The following is an 11,022-nucleotide window of genomic DNA, read 5'->3' on the forward strand; positions in this document are numbered from 1 at the left end:
AAGCGTAGCCGTTGAAAGGGGGTGCCTCTCACACCGCGGCATGCAGAGCGGCGCGCAACGCGTCTCGCCACGGCCGCAACGGGGTCAGCCCGGCGTCGGCCCACGCGCGGCCGGACAGCACCGAGTACGCCGGTCGCGGGGCGGGGCGCACGAACTGGGCACTCGTGCACGGGTGCACGCGCCGCGGGTCGGCACCCGCCTCCTCGAACACGGCGCGCGCGAGGTCGAACCAACTCGCCCGGCCCGAGTTCGTGGCGTGCAGCACCGGTGCGTCGATGTCGCTGCGACCGGCCAGTTCGAGCAGCGCGTCGGCCAGGTCGCCGGCGAATGTGGGCGAGCCCACTTGGTCGTCCACGACGTCGACCGTGTCACGTTCACGCTCGAGGCGGCGCATGGTGGAGACGAAGTCGGAGCCCACCCCGCTGTACACCCAGGCGGTTCGCACCACGTGCGCGGAAGGAAGCGCAGCGTGGACCGCGCGCTCGCCGGCCAGTTTGGTGCGTCCGTAGGCGGTCGCGGGACCGGTCGGGACGTCCACCTCGTACGGCGTGTCGCCGTCCCCGGCGAACACGTAGTCCGTCGAGACGTGGATCAACCGGGCACCCACCCGGGCGCACGCCGCCGCCAGGTTCGCAGGACCGTCCTCGTTCACCGCCCGCGCGGTGTCCTCGTCCGACTCCGCCGCGTCCACCGCGGTGTACGCGGCGCAGTTGATCACCACCGAACCGGCTTCGACCTGGGCGAGCACCGCGTCGCGGTCGGTGATGTCGAGCTCGTCCGAGCCCACACCCCGGGCCGGAATCCCGCGGGCCTCGGCTCGTCGGAGGAGGTGTCCACCCAGCTGCCCCCGGGCGCCGGTCACAAGGATGTTCGTCACGGCGCCCAGTCTGGCACGCCGATCCACACGTCCCTGCTCCAGCCGCGTCGACCAGTAGCCTGGTTTCCGTGTCACACGAGCAACCCGCACCAGACGCACCCCCGAGCACCGCTCGGCGGCCGATTCACATCGCTGTCGCGGTGCTGTCGGTGCTCGCACTCGTCGTCACAGGATTCGCGTGGCGGAGCATCGACTCGCTGCGCAACAATCTGGCAACCGCGGGCGGTCTCGGACTCGGCGGAAGCGCCGACGGCGCCGTCGACATCCTCATGGTCGGCACCGACAGCCGCACCGACGCCCACGGCAACCCCCTCTCCCAGGAGGAACTCGACTCGCTGCGCGCCGGCGAGGAGGTGGCGTCCAACACCGACACCATCGTCCTCATCCGCGTTCCGAACGACGGCAGTTCCGCCACCGCCATCTCGATCCCCCGCGACTCCTACGTCGACGTACCGGGGATCGGCATGTCGAAGATCAACGCCGCCTACGGCGCCACCAAGGAGACCGAGCGGCTGAAACTCGTCGAGGACGGAGCCACCGACAAGGAGGCCGAGGAGGAGTCGACGAAGGCAGGCCGCGAGGCCCTCATCCAATCGGTGGCAGACCTCACCGGCATCACCGTCGACCACTACGCCGAGGTCGGGCTGCTCGGGTTCGTCCTCCTCACCAACGCGGTCGGCGGCGTCGACGTCTGTCTCAACGAACCGGTGGACGAGGACATGTCCGGCGCCCACTTCCCCGCCGGTGAGCAGTCGCTGAAGGGTGCGGACGCACTGAGCTTCGTCCGCCAGCGCCACGACCTCCCCCGCGGCGACCTCGATCGCATCGTGCGCCAGCAGGTGTTCATGGCGTCCCTCGTCGGCAAGGTGCTGTCCGCGAAGACCCTCAGCGACCCGGGCAAGCTGAACGAACTCAGCGGCGCGGTGCAACGTTCGGTCGTGCTCGACGACGACTGGGACATCATCGAATTCGCCACCCAACTGCAGGACCTCGCCGGCGGCAAGGTGCAGTTCGAGACCATTCCGGTCGCGGATCTCAACGGCATGACCGACTACGGCGAGTCCATCGTCGAGGTCAAGCCGAAGGACGTGAAGAAGTACGTGGCCGGTCTCGTCGGTGAGGAGCCTGCCGACTCGGAGGACACCACCACCACCAAGTCCGAGACGCCCGACATCGACACCTCGACCGTCACCGTCGACGTCGCGAACTCGAGCGACGTCGGGGGTCTCGCGAACGGTGTGGCCGACGCCCTCACGTCGCTCGGCTACGGTCAGGGTGAGATCGGTAACTACACGGGCAAAGCGGTGAGCGAGACCACCGTCTTCGCGCATTCCGCGGACGACGACGGCGCCAAGGCGGTCGCGGCCGCACTCGGCGGGCTCCCCACCGACACCGACTCCACGTTGCCCGAAGGCTCGGTCCGGGTGGTGCTGTCCGGTGACTATCAGGGGCCGACGTCCGCCGAGACCATCAGCACCACCTCGTCGTCCGAGTCCTCCGAGACAGGCCTCGAGCCCGTGTCCACGGCAGGAACGACCCCCACCCCGGCACCGCCCGGCCCGCCCATCGATGCCGGCTCGTCGGGCCCGCGTTGTGTGAACTAGAAAACGAGAGACGGACTGTGTCCATGAACCATGCGTCCCGCACGCTGACCGACGCCCTGCTCGACCCGATCCTGAAGAACGACCCGGCCGGACCGCGCGTCACGTTCTACGACGACGCGACGGGCGAACGGGTCGAACTCTCGGCGCTCACCCTAGCCAACTGGGCGGCCAAGACCGCCAACCTGCTGCGCGACGAATTTGCCGTCGAACCCGGCGCCCGCGTCGCCGTCCTCCTGCCTGCGCACTGGCAGACCGCCGCGGTACTTCTCGGCGTCTGGTGGGCCGGCGCCGAGGTCGTCCTCGAACCCGATGCGGACGCCGAGATCGCCCTCGTCTCGGCGCAGCACCTGGGCGACGTCGAGGACGTCCCGGAGGTCGCGGCGCTGTCGCTGGACGCATTCGGCCGGCCCATTCCCGACCTTCCCGTCGGCATCACCGACTACGCCACCTCCGTGCGCGTTCACGGCGACCAGTTCCGGCCGACCGTCGCCGGGCCCGCACTGGCAGGCAAGAGCGTCGACGACGTTCTCGCCGCGGCACTGGCCTCCGCAGAGACGCACCGGATCACCGCCACCGACCGGGTGCTGTCCGTCGAGGCGTGGGACTCCCCCGACGCCCTGATCGACGGTCTGGTGGCCGTGTTCGCGGCCGGCGCGTCGCTGGTGCAGGTCGCCAACGCCGACACCGCGGCTCAGGCGCGACGGGTGGACACCGAGAAGATCACCCGTCAGCTGTCCCGGTAGCCGCCGTCCGCGAGGCCCGCGGCGATCTCGAACCTGTTCCGGGCACCGCGGCGCCTCGACTCCTCGAACAGGTACCGCAGCGCGAAGGTCCACCCGTACGTCGCCCACTGGTCGGCGTGGACCGCTTCGTGTCGCAGCAACGATCTCGCCGGTTCCTTGCCGGTGAGAAACGCACCGCCGATCGTCGTCCCGCCGCGCGCGTACCCACCGCGCATGCCGCTGCACACGAACAGGCCGAACTCGGCGTCGAACGCGATGCACGCACCCCACAGCCGGGCATACGCCAACGCCAGCCGGGTGATCGCCGCCGACTGGCGATTCCCCCGCGACGCACGGATCATCGGGACCCCGTGGCTGCGTTTCATGTGCGCAGGATAAGCGCTCGCGGCAGGGTTCATCCACAACCTCGCGCCGCGGGAATCCCGCGCAGCACCATCGCCTCCCGTTGCCGGAGTGGCCGCTATCACCGTGTGCTGCCCACGATGTACTCCCTCGTCGAACCCGACACGTACGACCGGTGCGCCGCGGTGTCCGTGTGGCGGCCGGCCGCGGTGCTCAGTCACCGCACGGCGGCCTGGGCTGTACGGGTGGCTGCCCGAACCGACGGTCGTCGAAGCCACGATCCCCAGGGGGCACCGCGTGACGCCACCCGACTGGCTGCGGCTCTACCGTCGCGACCTCGCACCGCACTCGGTGTCGACGGTGACTCTGCTTCCGGCGGTGTCCCCCGCCCAGGCGCTCTCCGACTGCGCCGTCGTCATGCCCGAGCGAGACGTCGCATCACTCGTCGATGCCGAGCGGAATCGAAGCGTCGAACCTGACGAGTTCCGTGACCTCTGCCTCACCCACCGCGGTCGGCACGGGACGCCCACGGCGCAGCGGTTCCTGCGGCACGCTTCCCTCCGCGCGGCGTCGGAACCCGAGCGCGTACTCGGCCGCGAGCTCAGCCTTCGCGGATTCGCACTCGCGCCCAACCTGCCGACGAGATCATCGCCGCCGTGCGTAAACGACGTCGCAGTCGGCGCCCGAAGTGAACTTAGCCGCCGTACGACGTCAGCCCAGCAGCTTGTCGCGGAGGGCCTGATCCTTGCCCAGGACCATCTTCTCGAGCCCGTCCTGGAATGCGACCATCTGCTGCTGCAGGGCGGGGTCGGCGGCACCGAGGATGCGGACGGCGAGGAGGCCGGCGTTGCGGGCGCCGCCGATGGACACGGTCGCGACGGGGACGCCTGCGGGCATCTGCACGATCGAGAGCAGCGAGTCCATGCCGTCGAGGTACTTCAGCGGGACGGGCACACCGATGACGGGCAGCGGGGTGGCCGACGCGACCATGCCCGGCAGGTGGGCGGCGCCCCCGGCGCCGGCGATGATCACCTGGATACCGCGGCCTGCGGCGTCCTTCGCGTAATCGAGCATGCGCTGCGGTGTGCGGTGTGCGGAGACGACACCGACCTCGAAGCGCACCCCGAATTCGGCGAGCGCCTCCGCGGCGGCCTCCATGGTGGGCCAGTCGGAGTCGCTGCCCATGATGAGCCCGACCTGTGCGCCCTGCCGTGCTGCCGTGTCACTCACCGTGTTCATCCCATCCGTCGGTCCATTCAGCGTGCGAGAGCCAGTGCGCGGCGCGTTCGGCCCGCTCGCGGACTCGTGCCACGTACTCGGGGTCGTCGATCGAGCCCGGCCCGCCGACGATGTTCACGTGACCGATCTTCCGGTCCTCACGTTCACCCTTGCCGTACAGGTGGATCTTCGCATCGGGCATCCGGGCGAAGAGGTGGTGGACGCGTTCGTCCATGCTCATCTCGGGCGCGGTCGGCGCGCCGAGCACGTTCGCCATCACCGTGATCGGTGCGAGGGGTGCGGTGTCGCCGAGCGGGTAGTCGAGGACGGCGCGCAGGTGCTGCTCGAACTGTGACGTGCGGGCGCCGTCCATGGTCCAGTGGCCGGAGTTGTGCGGGCGCATCGCGAGTTCGTTGACGACGAGCCTGCCGTCGGTGGTCTCGAACAGTTCGACGGCCATCGCGCCGACCACACCGAGTTCGGACGCGACGCGGAGCGCCAGTTCCTCGGCGGCCTCGGCGACCGAGTCGGGCAGCGCGGGGGCGGGGGCGAGGACCACGGCGCACTGTCCGTGGCGTTGCACGGTCTCCACCACCGGCCACGTCGCGCCCTGACCGAACGGTGACCGCGCCACCATCGCGGACAGCTCACGCCGCATCTCGACCTTCTCCTCGACCAGGAGGGAGACACCCTTGTCGAGTTGCTGGGTGACGATGCGCTCGGCCTCGTCGGAATCGTCGGTGATCCACACGCCGCGGCCGTCGTATCCGCCGCGGACGGCCTTGATGACGACGGGCCAGCCGTGTTCGGCGCCGAACTTGACGACGTCCTCGGCCCAGGTCACCTCGGCGAACGCCGGGACCGGTGCGCCGAGTTCGCCGAGCTTGCGGCGCATCGCGAGTTTGTCCTGCGCGTAGATGAGCGCCGTCGGCGGCGGCTGCACGTTGACACCCTCGGCGACGAGGACGTCGAGGTGCTCGGTGGGCACGTGCTCGTGGTCGAACGTCAGGGCGTGTGACCCGACCGCGGCCCTGCGGAGCGCGTCGAGGTCGGTGTGGCTCCCGAGGACGACGTCGGGGCTCACCTGCGCTGCGGGTTCGTCGGCGGTGCCGGAGAGCACCCGCAGGGTCTGGCCGAGCGCGATTGCGGCCTGGTGGGTCATTCGCGCGAGCTGGCCGCCACCGATCATCGTCACGACGGGTTGCCCGGCGGTCAGATCGCGGGGTGTCGTGGGACGCGGTGTGGAATCAGAGTTGCCGGTCACGGGTCACTAGTTTGTCACGTCCGGTGCCGGGTTCCGCCGCCGAGGTCGCCGGTCCCCAGTTTCTGTGATTCTCCTGATGATCTCACCGCCAATTGGTGGTATCCGGTCCGACTTTCGTAAACTCATCCGTTGTGTCATTTGTCGACGGCGTCCTTGCACGCGTTCCCCAGCCTTTCCGGGCTCTCGCGTTGCGCCATCACGAACTGATCAAGTTCGCGATTGTGGGCGGCACCACCATGATCTTCGACCTCGCGATCTTCTATTCGCTGAGCCTCACGATCCTCGAAGAGAAGCCGGTGGTCGCCAAGATTCTGTCCGGAATTCTCGCGACGGTCCTGAGTTACATTCTCAACCGCGAATGGTCGTTCAAGAACCGTGGCGGACGGGAACGCCACCACGAGGCCCTGCTGTTCTTCACGATCAGCGGAGTGGGTGTTCTCCTCGCCGCCGCGCCGCTGTGGATCGCCAACAACGTGTTCGACATCCGCGAGACGCAGGACAACCTGACCACACTGGTGGTCGTCGACTTCGTGCTCAACTACATCATCGGAAACCTGCTGCAGATGGTGTTCCGCTTCTGGGCCCTGCGCCGGTTCGCCTTCCCCGACGAGAACGTGCATCTCATCGACCCGGATCTCGTCGACGAGACCGCCGAGGAAGAGATCGGCCAACCCTGACCGTCAGCGCGGTTCCCGGATCCCGGTGACCCGTGTCGGCACGTGCTCGCGGGCGATGGGGACGAAGATCGCGAACAGGGCCGGACGGCGACGCTGCAGTTCCAGCCGGCCACCGTCCGCCTCGATGAGCGCGCGGGCCAGCGCCAGGCCCACACCGGTCGAACCGGCCCCCGAGAAGCCGCGGTCGAAGATGTGCGGCGCGAGGTCGTTGCTGACGCCGACACCCTCGTCCGACACCTCCACACACACCATCGCCTCGCGCGGCGACAGTTCCTTGCCCGGCGCCCGCTGATTCTGTCCCTGGATCAGGCGCACCGAGACCGTGCACGTCCCCGCACCGTGCATGAGCGCATTGTCGACGAGGACCGCCACGGCCTCGCGGAGCCGGGAACCGGTGGTCGACGCCATCACGTTCGTGTCTCCGCGCAGCAGCAACTGGCGGTCGACGTCCTCGAACGGCCGTTTCCAGTCCGCGATCACCACACTGAGCTCCCGGATCACCGACACCTGCGTCTCGGTGCCGCTGCTGCGGGAGGAGCGCACCAGTTCGTCGATCGCGACGGTCAGCCGGTCCACCTGCGCCATGGCCTCGTCGGCCTCGACGACAACGGCCGGATCCGGGTGCACGGACAGCTCGTCCAGCCGGAGACGGACGGCCGTAAGTCGGCTGCGGAGCTGATGGGAGACGTCGGCGACGAGTGCGTGCTCGCGCTGCAACCGTCCCGCGATCTCGACGGTCGCCGAATCGAGAACGTCGGAGACGCGGTCGAGTTCGGGGATGTCGTGGCGCCGCACGTCCGGCCGGAAGTCGCCCTCCGCGAGTCGGGCGGCCCGGTTCGCGACGTCCCGCAGTGGATCGGCGAGCCGCTTCGCCGTGACGTACGCCACCACGGTGCCTGCGGCGATGGACACGAGCACCAGCAGCGCGACGGCACCGACGGCCTGGCGTTGCTGGGTGCGCATCTCGTCGGACGGCACCTCGAGGCGGAGCGAACCGGACGTGCCCATCGCGAGAGATTCCACGAGCGGCGACTGCACGGCCGGTTCGCCGATGTCCACACGTGCGGCGCCGTCGTCGGTGGTCGGGTACACCACGACGAGTCGGCCCCCGGCGGGCGTCAGCAGTCGCAGGGAGTTCGTGTCGAGGTTGCCCTCGACGACGCCGTTGATGCCCTCCTGGGTGATGATCTCCGTCGCCATCCGATCCAGCCGGACCTGCAGGTCACTCCGGTTGAAGTCCTCGACCCACAACCAGGCCGTGTAGATCAGCGGCACACCGAGCAGCAGCGCCGTCAGGATCACGACTGCGAGGATCGACTGGAGAATTCTGCGGCGCACTACCCCGCCTAGTCGGTGTTGATGCGGAAACCGACGCCGCGGACCGTCGCGATGCGACGTTCGGCGGCGGGGCCCTCGTCACCGATCTTCCGGCGAAGCCACGACATGTGCATGTCGAGGGTCTTCGAGCCGCGCAGTTCCACGTCGCCCCACACTTCCGCGAGGATGGTGTCCCGGGACACCACCTGTCCAGCGTGTTCGAGCAGCACCCGCAGAAGCTCGTACTCCTTGTTGGCGAGGGCGATCTCGGTTCCGTTCACGAGCACCCGGCGGGCCGCCGGCTCGAGCCGGATGCCCCCGACCTCGACGACGGAATCCTCGCCACCGCCGCGGCGACGCAGCAGGGCACGCACCCGGGCCATCAACTCCGCCAACCGGAACGGCTTCCCGACGTAGTCGTCGGCTCCGGCGTCGAGTCCGACGACGAAGTCGACCTCGTCGGTGCGCGCGGTGAGCATGAGCACCGCCAGTTCCGAACTGTGGGCACGCACCTGCCTGCACACCTCGAGACCGTCCATCCCCGGGAGTCCGAGGTCCAGGATCAGCAGGTCGTAAGCCCCGTCGAGCGCCTGCTCCAGCGCTGCCGGGCCGGTCTGCTCGATGGTGACGTCGTATCCTTCCCGGCCCAGTGCCCGCGACAGCGGGGCGGCGATGGCTTCGTCATCTTCGGCAAGCAATACAGCAGTCACCTCCACAGCGTACGGAGGTGCGGAGACGGCTGTGACCGGTTACCAGCCTTTGCCGGTGTCGGCGTCGCCGCGCGGGTCTTCCCGCTCGCGTTCGCGGTGGAGATCCATCGCGTCGAACACCTGGTGGTAGAGCAGGGAGTGGACGCGCTGAACGTCGGGGATGTCGTCGAATTCCAGCGGATCGTCGGAGGACGACACGATGACCAGCGTTCCGGTGCGGAGCATCCTGTCGAGGAGGCCGTGCCGGAACTGCACGTTGCTGATGCGCCCCATCGGAATGTCGATCCCCGTGTGCGTCATCACACCCCGGCGGATGAGGACGCGGCGGTCGGTGACGATGAAGTGGGTGAACTTCCAGCTGAGAAACGGCGCGACACAGCGCCATCCGACGAGTCCCAGCCACAGCACGAGGACGACGACGAGCACGACGTTCAGCGCGGAGCCGTCCAGCTTGTTCTCGGCGAAACCCGCCGCGAAACCCGCGACCGCCGTCGCCAGCAGAAAGGTGACGGCGGGGAGCAGCAACATCTTCCAGTGCGGATGGCGGTGAAGCAGTAGTTCCTCGTCCTCGGCGAGCGCGTCCTCCGGATATCCCATGCGAAGAGTGTGCCCCTACCGCATGCGGCTGAGCACGATCGGGGTGATCACGATGATGAGGCCGTACAGCACCATCCACACGCCGACCACGATCACGAACACCTCGAGCGACAGTTCGGGCTGCAGGAGCACGAACGCCCCGGCGACGACGCTGATCACTCCGAGCACGATGGTGAGGCCACGGTTCGCGACCGAACCGGAGGCGCCCTCGACGATTTCGAGGACACCCCGGAACACCCACCACGCACCGATTATGAGCGCGATGATGACAACGGTCTGGAGCGGGCTCCTCAGCACGAGGAACGCGAGAAGTATTGCCAGGGCGCCGGATACGCCCACGAGGGTGCGCGCGCCTCCACTGGCCTCGACGTCGGCGAACGCCCGGATGATCTGGACGATCCCGAATCCGAAGAACTGGATGGCGATCAGGACGGCCAGCACCGTGAGGGTCACGTGTGGCCACACGAGCACGGCGATGCCCAGGCCCAGGGTGAGCAGACCGAGCACCACCGTGAGCCCGGTCAACGTGCGCCGGGCTGCGGTGACGGAGGACTCCGGAATTGAGGTACTCATGTACCACAGTGTGGCACTACTCGGTGCGCACCGGGCGTAAATGTGTGATGTCACCTGCGGCGACGGCGACCGTGCCGGGCTGTCCGTCGGGGGCGATCACGACCCGGCCCTCCGCGTCGACGTCCGTTGCGATGCCGATCAGTTCACGCCCGCCGGGCAGTTCGGCGCGCACCCGCTGGCCGAGCGTGCCGCAGCGCTCTCGGTAGGCCCCGGCGAGTTCCGCGACGTCCCAGTTCGCGTCGTGCCACTGCTGCCAGCGATCGGCGATGGCCCGCAGCACCGCCCGAACCAGGGTGTCGCGGTCGCTGACCTCGGCGCCTTCGAGGACGAGCGACGTCGCGTGCTCGACGGGCAGTTCCTCTCTGGTGAGGCTCACGTTGAGTCCGATCCCGACGACGACCGCGGGATCCGGTGCCGTGGCGGACACCTCGGCGAGGATCCCGGCGACTTTCCGTCCGTCGATGAGCACATCGTTGGGCCACTTCAGTTCCGCAGGCACCTTGGCGGTGGCGCGCAGCGCGTCGACGACGGCGACGCCGGTCAGCAGCGGCAGCCACCCCATGTCCTGGACGCGCATCCCCGGCATCGTCAACAACGCCGAGACCGCGATCTGCGCCTGCGGCGGGCTCACCCAGGCGCGGGAGTGGCGGCCCCGGCCGCTGCCCTGGAATTCGGCGAGCAGCACGTGCCGGTCGCAGTCCGACGTCGCGGCGCGCGCGAGAAGATCCGCGTTGGTGGACCCGGTCTCCTGCACCACGTCGAGCCGCGACCAGAACTTGCGGGTGTCGCTGTCGTCGTCACCGCGGACGAGCGCTGCCCGCAGATTGTCGGCGTTGAGAGGGGGTCGGTTCAGGTCGGTCCACATCACCACAGCCTAGGACGAGCAGGAAAAGGTACTGGTCAGTAGCCGGGTCCGGGCAACCCGCCGCCTGACCACCTCCCTTGGCAGAAGCTCGTCGCCGCTCGTTAAGCTGACCTGTCATGACCACTGTTCAGGAGCCGAGCGCGGCGGAGTCGGCGAGTACGCCCGATATTCACACGACGGCGGGAAAGCTCGCCGACCTGCGTAATCGTCAGGCCGAGGCGCAGCACCCGAGCGG

General features: G+C 68.8%; 12 protein-coding genes. 3 read left to right on the plus strand and 9 right to left on the minus strand.

The annotated features are described in order from the left end of the window. Positions 1–28 precede the first annotated feature (28 nt). Positions 29–877, minus strand: coding sequence for a dTDP-4-dehydrorhamnose reductase (gene rfbD / locus MLGJGCBP_RS19345; RefSeq protein ID WP_160097609.1), 849 nt, complete (start codon positions 875–877; stop codon positions 29–31). Between the two features lie 68 nt (positions 878–945). Here rfbD and MLGJGCBP_RS19350 point away from each other — a divergent pair, with 68 nt between their 5' ends. Continuing rightward, a complete protein-coding gene (locus tag MLGJGCBP_RS19350; protein WP_442972110.1) occupies positions 946–2,481 on the plus strand; it encodes an LCP family protein in 1,536 nt (511 codons plus the stop codon). 23 nt (positions 2,482–2,504) lie between these two features. After that, positions 2,505–3,224: a TIGR03089 family protein gene (locus tag MLGJGCBP_RS19355; protein WP_160097617.1), complete on the plus strand. Its 720-nt coding sequence runs from the start codon at positions 2,505–2,507 to the stop codon at positions 3,222–3,224. On the opposite strand, the gene MLGJGCBP_RS19360 is transcribed toward MLGJGCBP_RS19355, so the two are convergent. The 3 genes from MLGJGCBP_RS19360 to MLGJGCBP_RS19370 all read right to left on the minus strand — a co-directional run bounded on the left by MLGJGCBP_RS19360 (position 3,209) and on the right by MLGJGCBP_RS19370 (position 6,048). Next, entirely contained in the window at positions 3,209–3,589 is a 381-nt protein-coding gene (locus MLGJGCBP_RS19360; RefSeq protein ID WP_160097618.1) for a hypothetical protein, read from the minus strand. The two genes, MLGJGCBP_RS19355 and MLGJGCBP_RS19360, sit on opposite strands and share 16 nt — an antisense overlap. A gap of 688 nt (positions 3,590–4,277) precedes the next feature. Then, positions 4,278–4,805, minus strand: coding sequence for a 5-(carboxyamino)imidazole ribonucleotide mutase (purE, locus tag MLGJGCBP_RS19365; RefSeq protein WP_072951207.1), 528 nt, complete (start codon positions 4,803–4,805; stop codon positions 4,278–4,280). Further along, positions 4,789–6,048 carry a 5-(carboxyamino)imidazole ribonucleotide synthase gene (locus tag MLGJGCBP_RS19370; RefSeq protein WP_160097610.1) on the minus strand — a complete coding sequence of 420 codons (1,260 nt, stop codon included), beginning with the start codon at positions 6,046–6,048 and terminating at the stop codon, positions 4,789–4,791. The genes purE and MLGJGCBP_RS19370 overlap by 17 nt, the downstream gene beginning before the upstream one ends. A gap of 131 nt (positions 6,049–6,179) precedes the next feature. Between MLGJGCBP_RS19370 and MLGJGCBP_RS19375 the strand changes: the two genes are divergently transcribed. After that, a complete protein-coding gene (locus MLGJGCBP_RS19375; protein ID WP_087562383.1) occupies positions 6,180–6,725 on the plus strand; it encodes a GtrA family protein in 546 nt (181 codons plus the stop codon). 3 nt (positions 6,726–6,728) lie between these two features. On the opposite strand, the gene MLGJGCBP_RS19380 is transcribed toward MLGJGCBP_RS19375, so the two are convergent. The 5 genes from MLGJGCBP_RS19380 to MLGJGCBP_RS19400 are packed head-to-tail and all read right to left on the minus strand — an operon-like array spanning position 6,729 to position 10,787. Beyond that, on the minus strand, positions 6,729–8,063 hold the full coding sequence (locus MLGJGCBP_RS19380) for a HAMP domain-containing sensor histidine kinase (RefSeq protein WP_087562384.1): 1,335 nt from the start codon (positions 8,061–8,063) through the stop codon (positions 6,729–6,731). An 8-nt stretch (positions 8,064–8,071) separates the two neighbouring features. Next, positions 8,072–8,752, minus strand: coding sequence for a response regulator transcription factor (locus MLGJGCBP_RS19385; protein WP_025432276.1), 681 nt, complete (start codon positions 8,750–8,752; stop codon positions 8,072–8,074). A 39-nt stretch (positions 8,753–8,791) separates the two neighbouring features. Next, entirely contained in the window at positions 8,792–9,349 is a 558-nt protein-coding gene (locus MLGJGCBP_RS19390; protein WP_160097611.1) for a PH domain-containing protein, read from the minus strand. Positions 9,350–9,364: 15 nt separating this feature from the next. After that, positions 9,365–9,922, minus strand: coding sequence for an HdeD family acid-resistance protein (locus tag MLGJGCBP_RS19395; protein WP_087562386.1), 558 nt, complete (start codon positions 9,920–9,922; stop codon positions 9,365–9,367). A gap of 16 nt (positions 9,923–9,938) precedes the next feature. Continuing rightward, positions 9,939–10,787, minus strand: coding sequence for a biotin--[acetyl-CoA-carboxylase] ligase (locus tag MLGJGCBP_RS19400; protein ID WP_160097612.1), 849 nt, complete (start codon positions 10,785–10,787; stop codon positions 9,939–9,941). Between the last annotated feature and the right edge of the window lie 235 nt (positions 10,788–11,022).

It is taken from the genome of Rhodococcus sp. T7, assembly GCF_009872365.1.
Classification (GTDB): Bacteria; Actinomycetota; Actinomycetes; order Mycobacteriales; family Mycobacteriaceae; genus Rhodococcus_F.

What these genes read in the sequence shown, in the direction of transcription:
- MLGJGCBP_RS19355 (WP_160097617.1), top strand. Translation starts at nt 2,505, where the DNA reads ATGAACCATGCGTCCCGCACGCTGACCGACGCCCTGCTCGACCCGATC.
- MLGJGCBP_RS19360 (WP_160097618.1), bottom strand. Translation starts at nt 3,589, where the DNA reads ATGAAACGCAGCCACGGGGTCCCGATGATCCGTGCGTCGCGGGGGAAT.
- purE (WP_072951207.1), bottom strand. Translation starts at nt 4,805, where the DNA reads ATGAACACGGTGAGTGACACGGCAGCACGGCAGGGCGCACAGGTCGGG.
- MLGJGCBP_RS19390 (WP_160097611.1), bottom strand. Translation starts at nt 9,349, where the DNA reads ATGGGATATCCGGAGGACGCGCTCGCCGAGGACGAGGAACTACTGCTT.
- MLGJGCBP_RS19395 (WP_087562386.1), bottom strand. Translation starts at nt 9,922, where the DNA reads ATGAGTACCTCAATTCCGGAGTCCTCCGTCACCGCAGCCCGGCGCACG.
- MLGJGCBP_RS19400 (WP_160097612.1), bottom strand. Translation starts at nt 10,787, where the DNA reads ATGTGGACCGACCTGAACCGACCCCCTCTCAACGCCGACAATCTGCGG.